General features: G+C 73.5%; 15 protein-coding genes and 1 pseudogene. 8 read left to right on the top strand and 8 right to left on the bottom strand.

The features are described 5' to 3' along the window. From ACEPPI_RS35465 to ACEPPI_RS35475, 3 genes and pseudogenes are all read left to right on the top strand, one after another. A pseudogene (locus ACEPPI_RS35465) lies at positions 1-245 on the top strand (hypothetical protein); the annotation flags it as partial. A gap of 72 nt (positions 246-317) precedes the next feature. After that, positions 318-1,088, top strand: coding sequence for a hypothetical protein (locus ACEPPI_RS35470; protein ID WP_373919376.1), 771 nt, complete (start codon positions 318-320; stop codon positions 1,086-1,088). A 224-nt stretch (positions 1,089-1,312) separates the two neighbouring features. Then, the gene (locus ACEPPI_RS35475) at positions 1,313-2,032 is read left to right on the top strand and encodes a hypothetical protein (RefSeq protein ID WP_373919377.1); all 720 of its coding nucleotides are present in this window, start codon (positions 1,313-1,315) and stop codon (positions 2,030-2,032) included. Between the two features lie 146 nt (positions 2,033-2,178). Here the strand turns inward: ACEPPI_RS35475 and ACEPPI_RS35480 are convergent, their stop codons facing one another. Next, the gene (locus tag ACEPPI_RS35480; RefSeq protein ID WP_373919378.1) at positions 2,179-2,679 is read right to left on the bottom strand and encodes a hypothetical protein; all 501 of its coding nucleotides are present in this window, start codon (positions 2,677-2,679) and stop codon (positions 2,179-2,181) included. 353 nt (positions 2,680-3,032) lie between these two features. On the opposite strand from ACEPPI_RS35480, the gene ACEPPI_RS35485 reads away from it, so the two are divergent. Further along, the gene (locus ACEPPI_RS35485; protein ID WP_373919379.1) at positions 3,033-3,698 is read left to right on the top strand and encodes a class F sortase; all 666 of its coding nucleotides are present in this window, start codon (positions 3,033-3,035) and stop codon (positions 3,696-3,698) included. A 97-nt stretch (positions 3,699-3,795) separates the two neighbouring features. Here the strand turns inward: ACEPPI_RS35485 and ACEPPI_RS35490 are convergent, their stop codons facing one another. Both ACEPPI_RS35490 and lysX read right to left on the bottom strand, forming a co-directional pair. Then, the gene (locus ACEPPI_RS35490) at positions 3,796-4,707 is read right to left on the bottom strand and encodes a polysaccharide deacetylase family protein (protein WP_373919380.1); all 912 of its coding nucleotides are present in this window, start codon (positions 4,705-4,707) and stop codon (positions 3,796-3,798) included. Between the two features lie 91 nt (positions 4,708-4,798). After that, positions 4,799-8,101 (bottom strand): bifunctional lysylphosphatidylglycerol synthetase/lysine--tRNA ligase LysX, encoded by a 3,303-nt coding sequence (gene lysX / locus ACEPPI_RS35495; protein WP_373919381.1) that lies wholly within the window; start codon positions 8,099-8,101, stop codon positions 4,799-4,801. A 60-nt stretch (positions 8,102-8,161) separates the two neighbouring features. On the opposite strand from lysX, the gene ACEPPI_RS35500 reads away from it, so the two are divergent. After that, positions 8,162-8,623 carry a universal stress protein gene (locus ACEPPI_RS35500; protein WP_373919382.1) on the top strand — a complete coding sequence of 154 codons (462 nt, stop codon included), beginning with the start codon at positions 8,162-8,164 and terminating at the stop codon, positions 8,621-8,623. An 81-nt stretch (positions 8,624-8,704) separates the two neighbouring features. On the opposite strand, the gene ACEPPI_RS35505 is transcribed toward ACEPPI_RS35500, so the two are convergent. Next, complete coding sequence (locus ACEPPI_RS35505; protein WP_373919383.1) at positions 8,705-9,910, bottom strand: CapA family protein; 1,206 nt, start codon at positions 9,908-9,910, stop codon at positions 8,705-8,707. 267 nt (positions 9,911-10,177) lie between these two features. Here ACEPPI_RS35505 and ACEPPI_RS35510 point away from each other — a divergent pair, with 267 nt between their 5' ends. Together ACEPPI_RS35510 and ACEPPI_RS35515 are read left to right on the top strand one after the other, a co-directional pair. Next, complete coding sequence (locus ACEPPI_RS35510; RefSeq protein WP_373919384.1) at positions 10,178-10,711, top strand: sigma-70 family RNA polymerase sigma factor; 534 nt, start codon at positions 10,178-10,180, stop codon at positions 10,709-10,711. 255 nt (positions 10,712-10,966) lie between these two features. Next, positions 10,967-11,431, top strand: a complete 465-nt coding sequence (locus ACEPPI_RS35515; protein ID WP_373919389.1) for a hypothetical protein — start codon at positions 10,967-10,969, stop codon at positions 11,429-11,431. Between the two features lie 292 nt (positions 11,432-11,723). On the opposite strand, the gene ACEPPI_RS35520 is transcribed toward ACEPPI_RS35515, so the two are convergent. The 4 genes from ACEPPI_RS35520 to ACEPPI_RS35535 form a co-directional block, all read right to left on the bottom strand. Continuing rightward, entirely contained in the window at positions 11,724-12,131 is a 408-nt protein-coding gene (locus ACEPPI_RS35520; RefSeq protein ID WP_373919385.1) for a hypothetical protein, read from the bottom strand. Between the two features lie 27 nt (positions 12,132-12,158). Continuing rightward, on the bottom strand, positions 12,159-13,019 hold the full coding sequence (locus tag ACEPPI_RS35525) for an Fpg/Nei family DNA glycosylase (protein ID WP_373919386.1): 861 nt from the start codon (positions 13,017-13,019) through the stop codon (positions 12,159-12,161). An 83-nt stretch (positions 13,020-13,102) separates the two neighbouring features. Further along, positions 13,103-15,163 carry a SpoIIE family protein phosphatase gene (locus ACEPPI_RS35530; protein WP_373919391.1) on the bottom strand — a complete coding sequence of 687 codons (2,061 nt, stop codon included), beginning with the start codon at positions 15,161-15,163 and terminating at the stop codon, positions 13,103-13,105. A gap of 7 nt (positions 15,164-15,170) precedes the next feature. Continuing rightward, positions 15,171-16,877, bottom strand: coding sequence for a DUF6777 domain-containing protein (locus tag ACEPPI_RS35535; RefSeq protein ID WP_373919387.1), 1,707 nt, complete (start codon positions 16,875-16,877; stop codon positions 15,171-15,173). A 152-nt stretch (positions 16,878-17,029) separates the two neighbouring features. Here ACEPPI_RS35535 and ACEPPI_RS35540 point away from each other — a divergent pair. After that, the coding region (locus ACEPPI_RS35540) for a YndJ family transporter (RefSeq protein ID WP_373919388.1) at positions 17,030-17,228 on the top strand (199 nt) is incomplete at its 3' end.

Here is a 17,228-nt window from a genome sequence, read left to right on the forward strand (position 1 = left end):
CCCCCCCGCCCGCGCCGCCGCCCCGGGCGTACCGGGCTCCCGCACCGCCCCCGCCGGCCCCCCGGCCCACGCCCACGCCCACGCCCGCAGCGACGCCGACGCCCGCGCCGAAAAAGCACGTGGCCCGCCCCGCGTACCAGTCCACCGTCCGCAAGCCGGCCGAGCACCACATCTCGCCGGTGACCTTCACCCTCATGACCGCGGCCCCCGCCGTGCTCGCGATCGTCGCGCTGCGCCCGCGCTAGGCCGTCCCCCTCCGGACCGCACACGAACCGACCGCCCGGCGCGATCCGCCGATTCACCGAATGGGAGTCATCTTGTCGGAATGGCTCGTCCTGTCCCTCGCGATGGCAGCGGCCTGCGCCGTGGTCCTGGCCATCGTCTTCTTCCAGCACCGCAGGATCGGCGAGGACGACGATCCCAACGAGACCCCGGACGTCATCGAGTACATGACGATGATGATCGGGGTGATCTACGCGATCGTGCTGGGCCTGGCGATCGCGGGCGTCTGGGAGGGCCGCGGGGCCGCCCAGGAGTACGTGCGCCAGGAGGCCCAGGCCCTGCACGAGATCAGCGTCCGCTCACAGGTCTACCCGGAACCCGTGCGCAAGAAGATCCGCGCCGACGTCGACGCGTACGTGACGTACGTGGTCGACACGGAATGGCAGCGGATGGCCGACCAGGGCACCCTCACCGACCGGAGCGGCGAACTGCTCGAACGCGTGCGCCGGGACGTGACGGACTACGAACCGCAGACCGACCACGAGGGACAGGCGTACCAGCCCCTGGTGGACCAGGTGGGGGCGGTCGACGACGCCCGCAACGCACGCGGCCAGAGCGCCGGGGCCACCATGCCGGGGGTGGTCTGGTTCGGACTGATCGCCGGAGCCCTGGTGACGGTCGGACTGATCTTCACCCTCCAGATCCGCCGTTCCTTCCGCGAGTTGCTGCTGGCGGGCCTGTTCAGCGCGCTGATCGCCTTCCTGCTCTTCCTGATCTGGGACTTCGACGCCCCCTTCGGCCGGGGGATCGCGGCCACCGCCGAGCCCTTCTTCGCACAGTTCCCGCACCTGGGGCTGAAGGACTAGGCACGCCCACCGGGCCGGCCCGGCGCGGGCCCACCGCGGCCACGCGCCGGGCCGAACCGTCGGCGGGGTTCCCGTCCCCGGTTCGGCCTACGGCCGTGCCCCATTCGCCCGTTCCTGATCGCGGCTCACCGGGCCCGCACCTAGCGTGGCGGACATCGAGGTGCACGACCCCCCACGTGCGGAAACGCTGCGCGACTGCTCCTCGGGGAATCCGGAGGACCGCCATGGGCGCGATACGCAGCTCCGCCATCGCCCTGCTGAGCGCCGGCGCCACAGGGGCCGTACTCGCGCTCTGCGCATCCGGCGCGCCCGCCGCCCTCGCGGCCGAGGCGGCGCCCGTCACCTCCTTCGGCTTCGCCATCACCCCGTCGACGGTCGCACCCGGCGGGCAGGCGGTGCTCTCCGTCAGCGGCTGCGGTGCCGCGTACGCCACCGCCTCCTCCGGGGTCTTCGACACCGTGAGCATCGCGCGGGGACAGACCGCCCGGATCACGGTGGACCGTGACGCCAGGCGCGGAGCCCTCTACTCCGTCACCTTCACCTGCAACGGGGAGAACGGCTCCGCCGACCTCGTCATCGCCGGGGGCACGACGAAGCCCAGCACCAGCTCCACCAGCGCCCCTCGGCCCAGCCCGAGTACGCGCACCACCACCGCCCCGGCGCCCACGCCCTCGCGCCCCGCGGCCGCTGTCGCCCCGCGCATCACAACTGCTCCCCCGGTGCCGCGCGTCACAACTGCTCCCCCGGCCCCTCACACCACGAAGGCCACCGCCCCTCGCGGTGCCACCACCACTGCCGCCTCGCTCGGAGTGCGCGGCGGGCTCGGCGGCAGCGTGGCCGGGACGGATCCCCTGGAACTCGGCGCGGGAGCCGTGCTGTTCCTCGCCGCCGCGGGAGGGGTGGCGTACGCCCTGCGCCGACGCGGCACCACGCGCCACCACTGACCCTTCCGCGGGCCCGGCACCCCCGGCGACCGCCGGTCGCCTCCGGTCCTGAGGGGGACCCGGGGCGACCGGCGGTCGACGGGCGCGGCACACGTACCGGCCCCGCGGACGTCAGGCGACGCGGGAGACGTCCGGTGCGGCGGACTTCAGGCCCGCGAGCCGACCGGGCGGCGGCGCCGGATCACGTGCACGCCCGCGCCGAGCGCGGCGATCCCGACGAGGCCCGCTCCGATGGCCGTCTCGGCGGTGGACGGGCCGAAGGAGCCGCCGATGCCGCCCTCGGCTCCGCGGCCCTCCAGGATCGTGAAGCGGTGCGTGGCGACCAGGCTGTTGTCGTGGCACTTGACCGAGAGGGTGTGGTGTCCGGGCGAGGCGTGGTTGAAGATCCGGACGGTGGCGAAGCCGATGGAGCCGGCCGACAGGTTGGTCTGCGGAAAGTTGCCGTGCGACCAGACCGTACCGCCGTGGCCGCAGCCGGCCGCGCTGACCTGCATCGAGGCGCCCTGGTGTACGGAGTACGGGTTGACCGTCACGTTGCTGGGCCCGTTCCCGCCACCCTGCGGGGGGTTCGCGGCGGCGAACGTGGCACTGAGCCCGATCGCGGCACAGGCGGCCGCGGTCACGGTGAGAGCGCGGAAAGCACGCATGGTGGAACCTCCAACGGGAAGCGCCCCGGGAGCGGTGGCCCGGGCAGATCGACGAGAACGCCTCCCATCACGAACCCTCGGGGCGGCACGCAACCAGCGCATTTCCGCCTTTGGGCCGCCCGGTTGAGCGACACGCCGAAGTGCGGTCCGATCATCTGACGGATCCGCAGGTCACGAGCCGTCAGGCATTTATGTGACGATTACCTGGATGGGCGCACCCCTTACGGCCGCACCACCCGTTCGCCCCTCCCCGATCGCCGTCTCGCCGACGTGGCCTTAGCGTGCGGGAAGAAGGGCGTACCGGGGAGGGACTGGAACGCGGGTCGGGACCCCCGCGTCGGGAAGGGAGAGCCATGACCGAGGACGAGAGCGAGCAGAGACCGAGAAGGCGCTCCCCCTGGGGCGTACTCGCGCTGGTCATGCTCAGCGGCCTCGCCATGATGCGGAACGGCGCGAACGTCGAGGACGGACCGCCGCAGCCGACGGCGGCGGCGGCCGTCGCGGTGCACACCGACCAGCTGCCGGCGCGTCCGCCGGCACCGCCGTCGGACATGGAGGTGCTGGAGCACTCGTCGGTGCAACGCATCCGGATTCCGACGATCAACGTGGACGCGCCGGTGATGACGGTCGGCCTGGACGCGCAGGGCTGGATCGACGCCCCGCCGCCGCAGGACCGCAACCTGGCGGGCTGGTACCTCAACGGCATCTCGCCGGGCCAGCAGGGCTCCGCCGTGATCGTGGGCCACGTGGACAACGCGCAGGGCCCGGCGGTCTTCTACGGCCTGGGCTCGCTCAAGCCGGGCCACCGCATCGAGGTGGAGCGCTACGACGGCCGCACGGCCGTGTTCGAGGTGTACGGGGTCGAGGTGTTCGCCAAGGACGCCTTCCCCGGAGCCCGCGTCTACGGGGACACCGGGCACCCGGAGCTGCGGGTGATCACCTGTGGTGGCGGCTACTCGAAGGCCAAGGGCTACGACGGCAACGTGGTCGTCTTCGCCCGCATGGTCGAGACCCGCTGAGGAATCGTTCGTCCGCCCCCTCCGCCGCCTCCGCCCCGCCCCGGTCCGCCGCTCCGGCGGACCGGGGCGGCGGGAGGCACCGGCGCCGGCGCGGCCGTCAGCGGGGCGGCAGTGTCGGCAGTGTCGGCAGTGTCGGCAGTGTCGGCAGTGTCATGCGGTAGCCCCGGGCGAGGAGTTGGGGCAGGTACGTCGCGAGGGCCTGGACGCTCTGCGAGCGGTTTCCGCCGGCGTCGTGGTTGAGCACGATCGCCCCGGGCGCGGCTCCGTCCAGCGCGCGGGAGACGATGGCGCCGGTACCGGGTTCCTTCCAGTCGAGGGTGTCCACGGTCCAGGCCATGGGCTCCATCCCCAGGTCGGCGCCGATCTCGAAGGCGGCCCGGTTCCAGGCCCCGTACGGCGCCCGGAACCACACCGGGGCCTCCCCCACGCAGCTCTGGACCACCTCGCTCGTGCGCCCGATCTCCGACTCCAGGGCGCCGCGCCCCAGCGAGGGGATCAGCGGGTGCGTCCAGGTGTGGTTGCCGATGACGTGTCCCTCGGAGGCCATCCGGCGCAGCAGGTCGCGGTTGTCGGTGGCCATCTCCCCGCACACGAAGAACATCGCGCGGACCCCGTGGCGGGAGAGGGTGTCGAGGATGGCCGGGGTGTAGCGGGGGTCCGGGCCGTCGTCGAAGGTGAGGACCATCGCCCTGCCGGACCGCTCCTGCTCGGGCAGTTCCAGGATGGGCCGGGTCCGGACGGCGGGCTTCGCCGCGGGCGGCCGGACGGGGGATTCGGCGGTCATCGGCCGCAGTCGGTAGGACTTCTCGGGGAGGCCCGTGCCCAGTCCGCGCGGGCCGGCGGCACCCGCCGCGCCCGGTCCGGCGGCCGGGGCGGGTCCGGCGGGCGACCGCGGCGCCGGGGTGTCGGTCTCGCCGCCCGTGAGCATCGCGGAGGCGGCGGCGACTCCGAGGAAGACGGCGGTACGCAGGAGCACGCGTCGCCCTACTGTCGGCTCGTCGTTTTTCATTATTACTACGTATCAACGACATCGCCGAAGAAGTCGAGAGGCGCGGACGCGCCCCGCCCCCCTCACCCGCTCGGACCAGCCACCCCGCCGGTCAGCTCCGGCGCACCAGGGGGAACGGCAGCGTCTCGCGGATCGTCAGACCCGTGAGGAACATGACCAGCCGGTCGACCCCGATGCCCAGGCCGCCGGTGGGCGGCATCGCGTACTCCAGTGCGTCGAGGAAGTCGTTGTCGAGCTCCATCGCCTCCGGATCCCCTCCCGCCGCGAGCAGCGACTGGGCGGTCAGGCGGCGGCGCTGCTCGACGGGGTCGGTCAGTTCCGAGTAGGCGGTGCCCAGTTCGGTGCCGAAGGCCACCAGGTCCCAGCGTTCCGCCAGCCGCGGGTCCTTGCGGTGCTGGCGGGTGAGCGGGGAGACGTCGGTCGGGAAGTCCTTGTAGAAGGTGGGGAGTTTCGTGCGCTCCTCCACGAGCCGCTCGTACATCTCCAGGACCACGTCGCCCCGGGTGTCCTCCGGTCCGTGCGGGACGCCGGCGCGGTCGCACAGCCTGCGCAGGACCGGCTCCTCGGTGTCGGCGTCGACCTCTTCGCCGAGGGCTTCGCCGATCGCCCCGTACATCGTCTTGACCGGCCAGGTGCCGGAGATGTCGTGGACGACGAGCCTGCCGTCCGCGTCGGCCTTGTGGGCGACCGGCGAGCCGAAGGCGGCGGTGGCGGCGCCCTGGATGAGCTCGCGGGTGAGGTCGAGCATCACGTCGTAGTCGGCAAAAGCCTGGTAGGCCTCCAGCATCGTGAACTCGGGGTTGTGCTTGTAGGAGACCCCCTCGTTGCGGAAGGTGCGGCCCATCTCGAAGACCTTCTCCATGCCGCCCACGCACAGCCGCTTGAGGTACAGCTCGGGCGCGATGCGCAGGTACAGGTCCAGGTCGTAGGCGTTGATGTGGGTGCGGAAGGGCCGGGCGTTGGCCCCGCCGTGGATCTGCTGGAGCATCGGGGTCTCGACCTCCAGGTAACCCCGGTCCAGCAGCCCCTGGCGCAGGGCCTGCACGGCGCTGGAGCGGGCGCGCACCACGTCCCGCGCGCCGGGGCTGGCGACCAGGTCGAGGTAGCGCCGCCGGACGCGGGCCTCCGGGTCCGCGAGGCCCTTGCGCTTGTCGGGGAGCGGGCGCAGGCACTTGCCGGTGAGCTGCCAGGAGCCGACCACCACGGACAGTTCGCCGCCGCGGCTGGAGCCGACCTCTCCGCTCGCGACCACGTGGTCGCCGAAGTCGGCCTGGGAGGTGAAGGACTCCAGGACGTCGGGCCCGCTCTCGTCCCGGGTGAACATCAGCTGGGTGTCGCCGGTCCAGTCGCGCAGTACGGCGAAGACCACCCCGCCGAGGTCGCGCACCACCATCACCCGTCCGGCGAGGGTCACCTGTTCACCGGTGCGGCTGCCGGGCGGGTAGCCGGGGTGGGCGGCCTTGAGCGCGGCGACGGTGTGCGTCCGCTGCCGGATGCCGACCGGGTACGGGTCGGTGCCCGCGGCCCGGATCCGTTCGAGCTTGGCGTGCCGGACGCGCACCTGGTCGGGCAGCCGCTCCTCGCGCGCCCCTTCCCCCTCCTCCCCCACGAGGTCCAGGCCCAGGGAGTCGATGGAGGGCAGCCCGGCGGTGTTGACGGGGGCGATGAGGCCCCTGGGGTGGCCGTTGCCCCACAGGGTGCGCAGGCTCGGTACGGAGACGAAGCCCTCGGCGATGCCGGAGGCGAGGCTGACCCGGGCGAGCGAGCCGGCGTCCTGGTAGCACAGGAAGCGGGGGAACCATTCGGGCCCGTACTTCACGTTGGAGCGGTACAGGGCCTCCAGCTGCCACCAGCGGGAAAAGAAGAGCAGCAGCCTGCGCCACATCTTCAGGACGGGGCCGGCGCCGATCCGGCCGCCCTCCTCGAAGGCGGAGCGGAACACGGCGAAGTTGAGCGAGATCCGCCGCACGCCCAGCCCCGGGGCGGCGGCGCACAGCTCGGCGACCATGAACTCCATCACCCCGTTGGGGGCGGCGCGGTCGCGGCGCATCAGGTCGAGGGAGATGCCGTCCTTGCCCCAGGGGACGAAGGACAGCAGGGCGATCAGCTCGCCCTGGCCGTCGAAGGCCTCGACGAGCAGGCAGTCTCCGTCCTCCTGGTCGCCGAGCCGGTCCAGGGCCATGGAGAAGCCGCGTTCGGTCTCGGTGTCGCGCCATTTGTCGGCACTGTCCACGATCATCTGCATCTCGTCCTCGGAGAGGGCCGAGTGGCGGCGGATGACGGTGGTGGCCCCGGTGCGCCGGACCCGGTTGACGGCCTGCCGGGTGACCCGCATCTCCCGGCCGTCGAGGTCGAAGTGGGCGACGTGCAGGATCGCCTCGTCACCGAGCTGGAGGGCGCTGAGCCCGGAGCGGGCGTACGCGGTCGCGCCGTCCTCGGAGGCGCCCATGACGGCGGGCTGCCAGCCGTAGCGGCGGGCCACGCCCAGCCAGGCGTCGATGGCGGGGGTCCAGGCGGCGGGGTCGCCGACCGGGTCGCCGCTGGCGAGGCAGACACCGGCCTCGACGCGGTAGGTGACGGCGGCCTTCCCGTTCGGGGCGAAGACGACGGCCTTGTCGCGCCGGGTGGCGAAGTAGCCGAGGGAGTCGGCCCGCCCGTACGCGCCGAGCAGGGCGCGGATGCGCGGCTCCTCGTCCCCGTGCAGGGCCGCCGTCAGCCGCTGGGAGCGGAAGAGGGTGGCGGCGGCGTTCAGCAGGGCGAGGGCCCCGAAGAGGCCGAGCAGGAAGTACAGGGGGCGGGGCGGGTGCCCGTCGAACTGCCGGGCGGAGAAGAGGCCGCCGAAGACCTGCTTGGCGGCCCAGTCCAGCCACTGCCCCTTGGGCAGGGTGCCGGGGAAGAGGGCGACCAGGGCCCAGCCGAGGAGCACGGCGGCGAGCATCCCGAGGCCCAGCACCAGCATGGCCCGCCAGACGGCGCCGGGGCGGGAGGCGGCGTAGAACTCTTTGCGGGAGGCGATCAGGATCACGAAGGCCGCGACCGCGAGGGCCATCGAGGGGCCGCCGATCCACAGTTCCCCGTCCGCGATGATCAGTACGTCGACGAGGACCAGCAGGGCCAGATAGGTGACGACGATCCACCAGGCGATCTTCTTGCGCATGCCGAGGGCGGCGGCCAGGAGGAAGAGGAAGACGGCGTACGCGAGGTTCGCGCTGACCGGCACCACGAAGTCGTCGAAGAATTCGACCACGGCCCGCAGCAGCCTGCGCAGCGTCGGGGAGAGCGCCAGCAGCGCGCAGAGCAGCCCGAGCGTTCCGAAGAACGCCCCGAAGGCGTCCGGGACCCGGTTCAGGAAGCGGTTGCGGGTCCCCCGCGGCTCCTCCAGCGTGGCACTCATGCTTGGCACTGTAGGGAGGAGCGCGCCGGTCCGCGCGCCGAACCGCATAGTCTCGGGAGGGTGACGGAGCATGTGAACACGGGTTTCGAGCGCGGTACGGACGGTCCGAAGGTGATCCTGGCCGGGATCGACGGATCGGAGTCCTCGCTCCGGGCCGCGGCCTACGCGGCGGGGCTGGCCCGGCGGCAGAACGCGCTGCTGGCGCTGGTCTACGTCCAGCCGGTGATGGCCGCCGGCGCCTCGCTCGGGGTACCGGTGGGGGAGGCGACCGGGGAGATCGCGGAGGGCATCATCGCCGAGGTCCGCGCCTCCGCGGAGCGTCTCAAGGGGATCTTCGAGGTCCGCTGGCAGTTCCACACCTTCCGCGGCGACCCGTACCACGGGCTCGTGGGCGCCGCAGAGGAACTGAAGGCGGACGCGGTGGTGGTCGGCGCGTCGGAACGGGCCGGCCACCGCATCGTCGGCTCGGTGGCGGTGCGGCTGGTCAAGGCGGGACGGTGGCCGGTGACGGTGGTGCCGTGAGGCACCGACGCGCCGGTGGTACGCGGGGCGCGGGCGGGGCGGACGCGGCGGGCGGTACGGACGGCCGCCGCGGCCGGCGCGTCAGCGGGCGCGCGTGAGGCCGTCCTTGGCCGCGCCCCGGCTCAGGACGGCCTCGGTGACGGCCTCCTGCGCGGTCTCGTACTCGGTCTGTCCGGGTTCCTCGGCGAGGGCGGCCGGGAGGTTGACGATCCGCCCGCTGGAGAGGTCCATCATCTGGGGGATGAACTCGGCCTTGGTGACCTGCCAGCGCCCGCCGGGCGCGGCGGGCGGGGCGAAGGTGAAACGGCCGATGGAACCGTAGTTGCCGCGCATGTCGCGCGCGCCGGAGTGGTTGAACATCTCCCCGGCGACCTGGTCGCCCATCCCGTAGACGATCCAGGTGCCGCCGGCCTTCTCGTAGGCCTGCGGGATGTGGGCGTGCGTGCCCAGGATCATGTCCACGTCGGGGCGGCCGCCGGTCTGCGAGGCGGTCAGGGTCTTGCCGAGCGAGAGCTGCGTCTCGTCCGGTTCGGTCTGCCACTCCGTGCCCCAGTGCAGGCTGACCAGGACCACGTCCGCGCCCGCCTTCCGGGCGAGCCGGGCATCGGCGATGATCTTGTCGGGCTCCATCAGGTTGACCGCCCACGGCTGCCCGTCGGGCATCGGGTAGCCGTTGGTGTCGTACGTGTACGCGAGGTGCGCGACTTTGGCCGGACCTGCGGTGTAGAAGGTGGTCCGGGCCGCCTCCGCGGCCGTGCGCGCGGAGCCCGCGTGGCCGAGGCCGACCTTGTCGAAGCGGTCCAGGGTGCGCTTCAGCCCGTCGGCGCCGTCGTCGAGGGTGTGGTTCGAGGCGGTGGAGCAGCCGTCGTAGCCCGCGTCCTTGAGCGCGTCGGCCACCGCGGGCGGGGAGACGAAGGCGGGGTAGCCGCTGAAGGGTCCGCCGTCCTCGCCGTAGGTGGTCTCCATGTGGCACAGGGCCAGATCGGCCGCCGAGACCACCGGTTTGACGCCGGAGAACATGGGCCGGAAGTCGTACCCGTCGCCGCCCGCGTCGGCCGCCGCACGCTGGATGATCGAGGTGTGCGGCAGCACGTCGCCGCTCGCGACCAGGGTGAAGCCCTTGGCGCCGCCGGGCGCGCTGGGCCCGGTGCTGCCCTTCGGGGCTCCGGCGGGCCGGGAGCCGAGGTGCGCGGGGGCCGGTTCCCTGCCGGTGGAGCAGCCGGCCGCGGCGGCGGAGAGGAGGAGGGCCGACAGCAGGGCCGCGGCCTGCCGGGTGCATGTGGTCATCTATCCCAGCCTTCATTTGTAGGACTGTCGGATAATCCGAAATCCATAAGAGAAGGCTGCTCACGTCAAGGACCGGCACCGCCCGCCGGCGCTTTTCCACCCCGACGGCCGATGGCCGTTCGGCGTGCCGTTCGACCGTTCGTCGCCCGCCACGCCCGCCCACCGGACGACCCGGGTGCTTGGGCGCAACGGCGGCACCGGACGGTTCCCGGGGGGCTCCCCGCAGGTCAGGGTGAGGACAACCCAGCGGACCGGAAGGAGCCACTCGTGCCGCCCACCCCCACACTCCCGCGCACGGAACCCGAGGCGCTCGCCGAACTCCAGCGCGAACACGGGCGGGCCCTGTTCGGTTTCCTGCTCGGCCTGACGGCCGGGGACGCGCAGCGCGCCGAGGACCTCGTCCAGGAGACCCTCGTACGGGTCTGGCAGCACCCGGAAGTGCTCCACACCGGGCACGAGTCCATGCGGCCCTGGCTCTTCACCGTCGCGCGCCGGCTCGCGATCGACGCGCGCCGGGCCCGGCTGTCCCGGCCGCAGGAGGTGGATCCCGACGGGCTGGAGCAGGCGCCCGCGCCCGAGGACGCGGTGGCGGGTTCGGTCACCGCGATCGATGTCCGGCGGGCGGTCGGCAGCCTGGGACAGGAGCACCGGGACGTACTGCTGCAGGTCTACTTCCGGGACCGCTCCGTGGCGGAGGCGGCGGCGGAGCTCGGCATTCCGGCCGGAACGGTCAAATCCCGTACGTACTACGCCCTGCGTGCCCTGCGCAAAGGGCTCCAGGGATACGGACTGGGCGCCTGAGCCGGGGGCTCGGGGCACCGGAACGCTCGGGGACCGCTGGAGAAACACTCAGGGAACGCCCTCCGGGCACACGAACCGGACACGGACCGCATCGATATCGGCACCAGTCCGTTCAAGTTGAGTAAACATCCCCCGCTCCGCGAGTCCGCCGGTGAAGGCTCGGGGTGACGACGGGACGCTCAACGCGCGGGAGAAGGTGGAACGGTGCAGCCCGAGGGTTTGAACGGCACCAGTGACGGCGGACTGGCAGTGCCCATGGCGTGGCTCTACGCGGAGTACATCGCCGACGAGCTGCTGCGCACGGGACGCCTGATCCCGGTGAGCACACTGGAGTTCCGAGCCGGACGGGACACGCTCGCGCTGACGATCTACCTCTCCGACACGGCCGGTGAGCTCTCCGGGATCCGGGTGGTCTCGCAGCTGGAGGAGTGGCTCTCGCTGACGGCGCACGGGCACCCGTGGCGCGACTGGGTCCACACCCGGTTCCTCGCGCTCGGCGAGGAGGCCCGGGAGCGCGACCGCGGCGACGACCCCGACCTGGAACTGGCGCGGGCGGCGTGGCGCTGGCTGGACCACACCGAGCTGTTCGCCACGAACCTCGACCCGGGCCGCCTCGGCCACGGCGACACCTCGGCGGGCCTGGACGAGAACGCCCGCGTCTGGACCCCGGCATGGCAGCTGGGCCTGCCCCTGGGGCACCTGGCGATGCACCTGTTCTGAGCGGCGTCCGGCCGACCGCCTCAGCCCGTAGCGGCGAGCACGTCGGCAGCGCGCTTCAGCTGGTCCTTGCGCTCCTGGACGGCCTGGCCGACGGCCTTCGCGTGCTCCACGGGCAGGCTTGCAGGCCACATCGGCTGCGGCGAGCCCGCGCTCCCGCCGCGAGATCCGGTCGGCCGCCGCGCGGCCCCCAGCTGCGCCGCCCATGGTGCGGTACGTGACGTCATGCGTGTTCCGCCCCCGGGCCGGCCGGGCATCGCGGCCGGAGCGGCAGTCGGAGCGGCAGTACCGGGGGCTACAGGCTCCGGCGCCTGCCGGGCGGGGGTTCCGCCGGGTCGGTGACCAGGCCGGTGAAGGCGGCCTCGTTGCGCTCCGCCCGGGCCACGTACCAGCGGGCGATCAGCCACATCACCGGGTACGCCACCAGCCCGAGCGCGACCCAGACCACCGGGCCCGAGACCGTCCGGGGCAGCAGGAAGCCGAGCGGCAGCAGGCCGAGGAGCAGGGCCAGCAGGGCCAGGGCCACCAGCCCGGCGCGGAGCTGGCTGCGCATCAGGGCCCGTACGTAGGTGGCGCCCAGGGTGGTCTGCTCTGATATCTCCGAGCGCGCCGGGGTGTGCGCCGGAGGCCTGCGTCGCGTGCCCCGGGGAACCCCCGTGACGATCTCGCGCCGGGGCTGCGGCCGCTGCTGGTCCTGAGCCATGGTGCCGGAGTCTACGCAGCGGGCGGGCTACTTGAGGAGACGCGAGAGCCTGCGGTCTGCGAGCGGCTTGCCGCCGGTCTGGCAGGTGGGGCAGTACTGGAGCGAGGAATCGGCGAAGGACACCGAGCGGACGGTGTCCCCGCACACCGGGCACGGCTCCCCCGCCCGGCCGTGGACCCGCAGCCCGCTCTTCTTCTCGGCCTTGAGCTGCCCGGCGGCCACGCCGTGCGCCCGCTCGACGGCCGTGCGGAGCGTGTCCTGGACCGCCCGGTGGAGGTGGGTGACCTGCTCCTCGTCGAAGGAGGCGGCCAGTTTGAAGGGGGAGACGCGGGCGGCGTGCAGGATCTCGTCGCTGTAGGCGTTGCCGATGCCCGCGATGACGCTCTGGTCACGCAGCACGCCCTTGATCTGACGGCGCTCCCCCGCCAGGAGCGCGGCGAAGGAGTCCCGGTCGAAGCCCTCGGCGAGCGGGTCGGGGCCGAGCCGGGCGATGCCCGGGACCTCCCGGGGGTCGCGCACGACGTACACGGCGAGGCGCTTTTGGGTGCCCGCCTCGGTGAGGTCGAAGCCGCCGCCGTCCTCCAGTTCGACGCGGAGCGCGAGCGGCCCCTTGCCGGGACCGGGCGGCCGGGCCGGCAGGGTGTCGTGCCAGCGCAGCCAGCCGGCCCTGGCCAGGTGGGTGACCAGGTGGAGGTCGCCGATGCCGAGGGCGAGGAACTTGCCGTACCGGGCGACGGGTCCGGCCCGTCGGCCTTCGAGGGCTCCGAGCGGGGGATCGTAGGTCTTGAGCACGCTGACGGCCAGCGGGAGGACGCGTCGCACCACCCGCCCGGCGAGGCGTTCGTCGAGGAAGCCCCGCAGGGCCTCGACCTCCGGCAGCTCGGGCATCCTCCCAGCCTGCCCCCGCCCGGGGCGGAGCGCGAACCGATGGGCCGGGGCCGGGCGCCGGGCCGAGCGAAGCCGAGCCGGGGTCAGTCCACCACGAACTCGCACCAGACGCACTTGCCGCTGCCGCGCGGCTCCACTCCCCAGACGTCCGCCAGCCGGTCGACCAGCATCAGGCCCCGTCCCGAGACTCCCGAGTCCCCGGCCTCGCGGCGGCGCGGGAGGGCGCTGGAGCGGTCCTCCACCTCCACCCGCAGCCGCCGCTGGGTGCCGGCCAGGACGCGCAGGGTCACGATCGCGGGGCCGTCCGTGTGCATCAGGGCGTTCACGATCAGTTCGTCGGCGACCAGTTCGATCTCGTCGGCGCGGCCCCGCGCGCCCCACGCCCGCACGGCCGCGCCGATCATGTGCCGGGCGGCGACGAGGGCCTCGGGGTCCCCGGGGGCCACGTGCTGCTGGAGCCGGCCGCCGCCCTGCGGGACGTCCTCGCCCCGGCGCCGGAGCAGGATCAGGGCCATGTCGTCGTCGCCCCGGTCGTCGACGACCTCGCACAGCCGGTCGGCGAGCAGCTGGAGGTCGCCCGGCCCGCCGCGCACCAGGTCGGTGAGGAAGCGGATGCCGTCGTCCAGGTCCGCGCCGGGCTGCTCCACCAGTCCGTCGGTGCACATCAGGAGCGTTTCTCCCGGATCCAGTTCCACCGTGGCGACCGGGTACTCCAGGCGGCCGAACTCGGCGGACAGCCCGAGCGGCAGCCCGCCCTCCACCGGCAGCCGGCGGCAGTCGCCGTCCCGGGTGCGCAGCAGCGGGTCGATGTGGCCGGCGCGCACGATCTGCAGGACCCCGGTGGTCAGGTCGGCTTCCGCGTAGGTGCAGGTGGCGAAGCGGTCGGTGTCGAGTTCGTGCAGGAAGACCGAGGCGCGGGCCATCACGGTGGCCGGGGAGTGCCCTTCGGCGGCGTAGGCGCGCAGCACGATGCGCAGTTGTCCCATCACGGCGGCCGCGTGGGTGTCGTGTCCCTGGACGTCGCCGATGACGGCGCCGACGCGGCCTCCCGGCAGCGGGATGACGTCGTACCAGTCCCCGCCGATGTCCTGGCCCATCCGGGCGGACCGGTAGCGGACGGCGATCTGTGCTCCGGGGACGGAGGGGATCCGACGGGGCAGCATCGCCTGCTGGAGGCCTTCGGCGAGATCGTGCTCCTGTTCGAGCAGCATCGCGCGCTGGAGGCTCTGCGCGATGCTGCTGCCGAGCGCGACCAGCAGGTTGCGTTCGTCCTGGGTGAAGCCGTCCTTGTCCTGGTAGAGGAGGCCGATCGCGCCGATGGGCCGTGCCTGGGCGATGAGCGGCAGGTAGGCGGCGGCCGAGATGTCCATCGAGGCGATCCGCGCCCAGAGGCCGGGGTAGCCCTCGGCGAACTCCTGCGCCGAGTCGAGGAAGCGCGGCTGGAGCGAGCGCACGACCTCGCTCATCGGGTACTGCTCGTCGATGCGCGTGTAGCGGGTGCCGGGGACGAAGCTCCCGGGTGGCCCTTCGGCCACCAGGTGGATCCGGCCCGCCTCGACGAGGCCCATGACCATCCCCATGGAGCCGAGCCGTTCCAGGCCGTGGGCGTCGCCGAGGGCGTCGATGACGTCCTTGACGGTGCGGGCGTGGGCGAGGGCGGCGGTGGTGCTCTCGACCACGGAGGTCTGGCGGCGGCGTTCGTCGTCGAGGCCGAGGCGCTCGGCCGAGTGGCTGAGCTCCTCGGTCGCGTCGCGGACGATGCCGATGATCCGGTACGGGCGGCCGTCGTCGTCGCGCATGACGCGACCCTGGGTGTGGGTCCAGCGGAGCCGGCCGTCACGGCAGCGGATGCGGAAGTAGGCACCGTAGCTGTCGAGCCCGCTCTTGAGGGCACTGGAGACGAGGGCGTCCAGCCGGGCGCTCTCGGCGGGCGGGACGCGGGGGCCCAGTGACTCGGGCCGCCCGTCGTACGCGTCGGAGGTCGTGTCGAAGACGTCGAGGGCGGCCGTGTCCAGGTGCATGAGCCCGGTGACCAGGTCCCAGTCGAAACTGCCCATCCGGTTCAGTGAGAGCGACCGGTCCGGCTGTGCGGGCCAGTCCTCCGGTGGAGATGCGGTGCTCGACACCGGTCCACCATGACACAGGGGCCGGTCAGGCGCTCTCCAGATTGGCGGCGGAGCCGGTGGGCGCCTGCTGCTGGTCCGGGAATCCGAAGGGGTCGGCCGGATCGGCGGGCACGGCCGGGTCGTGCGGCTGCGCGTCGCCCGGGGAGAGGGGCGCTCCCGGGTCGGCCGGGGGCTGGGCGGGCTGGGCGGACAGGTCCTGGAACGGGTCCGGCGGGAGGGCGCCTCCGCCGGGCCGGTCGGCGGGTACGTCGGCGGGTACGTCGGCGGGTACGTCGGCGCGGGGCTTCTGCGGGGTGACGGGCGTGCTCGGGGCGCTGTCGGCGGCCCGGCCCGGGACGCACGGGGTCGCGGAGGGGGCGGCGGGGTCCGCCGGGTCCCCGGGGGCGGCGGGCATTCCCGGGGGCCCGGCGGGCGAGCCGAGGGGCGGGGCCGTCTCGTCGAGGGGTCCGGCGGGCAGGTCCAGGGGAGGCGCCGTCTCGTCCAGCGGCGGGGCCGTTTCGTTCAGGGGAGGCGCCGTTTCGTTCAAGGGAGGCGCCGTCTCGTTCAAGGGAGGCGCCGTCTCGTTCAAGGGCGCGGCCGACGGGCCGAGGAGGGGCGCCGGGGCGTTCACGGGACCGGCCGGCAGGTCGAGCGGGGGCGCCGTCTCCTCCAGCGGGGGCGCCGTCTCGTCCAGGGGCCCGGCGAGCGGGCCGGTGGGGGCGGCCGGCTCCCCGGGAGGGCCGGCGGGCGGGGCGCCCGGGAGGTCGGACGGGGTCCCGGAGGGCGGCGGCCCGGAAGGGGTGCCGGGCGGGGGCGCCGACGGCGGGGTGGACGGGGCCTTCGGCGGGGTGGTCCGGGCCAGGCTGTTCGGGTCCGCGCCGGCGCAGGGGTCCGAGGGATCGGGCGGGGTCGCGGGTCCGTTCGGGATGCCCTCGGCCGGGTCGTAGGGGGGCAGCACCCGGGGGACCTTGTCCTGGGCACCGTCGTCGCCCGTCTTGCGTTCGATCCAGGTGTTGTCGGCGATGTTCACGATCACCAGGCTGTTGATCGCCTGGGCGGTCGGCTCGATGACGATGACCTGGTTGGCGTGGTAGCCGTTCCACTGGTCGCCCTTGAGCACCGGGCTCCCCTTCGCCCCGAGCGGGGCGGCCAGCGGGTTCCCGCAGGCGCAGCGGACGCGGGGCATGCCGTGGGCGTCGACGAGGACGGCCGTGCCGGCCTGGAGGACGGCCTGGTAGCCGTCGGCACGGCCGTCACGGAAGGAGTGGTTGGTGATCCGGGTGTCCGCGCGCAGGACCACCGGGGTGAGCCCGCGCAGGAACTCGGGGATCTTCTCCCGCTCGACGCCGGCCACCTCGGCGAAGGCGCGGGACTTGGCGTCGTCCGAGGTCAGGAGGGTGACCTGGCGTTCGACGTCGCAGCTGCCGAGCCGGTTCGTCCCGCCGTACAGGCCGGGGGTGGCGGCGCCGACCGTACGGATGCCACGGCCGCTCGCGTTGGGCAGCGGCGGCTGGACGGGCGCCGACTCGGCGGTGGCCGACGAAGGGGTGAAGGGGTCGGGGCCGGGGGCGCCGACGGGCTGGAGGGCGAGCTCCATCCGGTCGGCGGCGGCGCCCTTGGTCTGTTCGGGGCCCGAACCCGAGCAGCCGGCGGCGAGGAGGCCGACGATCGCCAAGAGGGCCGCGCAGGCCGGTACGTGACGGCGCGGCGCCTGACGGTGTGTCGGTGCGGGCACGTCATTCACGTCGTTCACGCTGCTCTCCCTTTTCGCCCCGGTTGCTCTTCTCTTGTCTGCCGCATCTCTCGCAACACCGCAACCGGAGCGCCCGTCAGATCGTGTTGAACATGTTCAACGAAGAGCGTAGGGTCGCGACCACGGGTTGAACACGTTCAAAGGAGGGGACCTTGACCGTCCTCGTGAACCTGATCGTCGCCTTGGGGACGGTCTGCGCCGTCCCCCTGGGCCTGCGCCTGATCGACCCGGTCCGGCTGCGCCGCGCGGCCCGGCTCTGGCCCCTCGCGGCCGTACCGGCAGCGCTGTGCCCGTGGCTCCCGCGCGGCCCGGCGGCCACCGCCCTCGCCGCGCTCTACGCGGCCGCCGCCC

This window comes from Streptomyces sp. AB3(2024), assembly GCF_041862025.1.
In the GTDB taxonomy this organism is placed as follows: Bacteria; Actinomycetota; Actinomycetes; order Streptomycetales; family Streptomycetaceae; genus Streptomyces.

What these genes read in the sequence shown, in the direction of transcription:
- lysX (WP_373919381.1), bottom strand. Translation starts at nt 8,101, where the DNA reads ATGAGTGCCACGCTGGAGGAGCCGCGGGGGACCCGCAACCGCTTCCTG.
- ACEPPI_RS35475 (WP_373919377.1), top strand. Translation starts at nt 1,313, where the DNA reads ATGGGCGCGATACGCAGCTCCGCCATCGCCCTGCTGAGCGCCGGCGCC.
- ACEPPI_RS35525 (WP_373919386.1), bottom strand. Translation starts at nt 13,019, where the DNA reads ATGCCCGAGCTGCCGGAGGTCGAGGCCCTGCGGGGCTTCCTCGACGAA.
- ACEPPI_RS35520 (WP_373919385.1), bottom strand. Translation starts at nt 12,131, where the DNA reads ATGGCTCAGGACCAGCAGCGGCCGCAGCCCCGGCGCGAGATCGTCACG.
- ACEPPI_RS35485 (WP_373919379.1), top strand. Translation starts at nt 3,033, where the DNA reads ATGACCGAGGACGAGAGCGAGCAGAGACCGAGAAGGCGCTCCCCCTGG.
- ACEPPI_RS35480 (WP_373919378.1), bottom strand. Translation starts at nt 2,679, where the DNA reads ATGCGTGCTTTCCGCGCTCTCACCGTGACCGCGGCCGCCTGTGCCGCG.
- ACEPPI_RS35490 (WP_373919380.1), bottom strand. Translation starts at nt 4,707, where the DNA reads ATGAAAAACGACGAGCCGACAGTAGGGCGACGCGTGCTCCTGCGTACC.
- ACEPPI_RS35505 (WP_373919383.1), bottom strand. Translation starts at nt 9,910, where the DNA reads ATGACCACATGCACCCGGCAGGCCGCGGCCCTGCTGTCGGCCCTCCTC.
- ACEPPI_RS35515 (WP_373919389.1), top strand. Translation starts at nt 10,967, where the DNA reads ATGGCGTGGCTCTACGCGGAGTACATCGCCGACGAGCTGCTGCGCACG.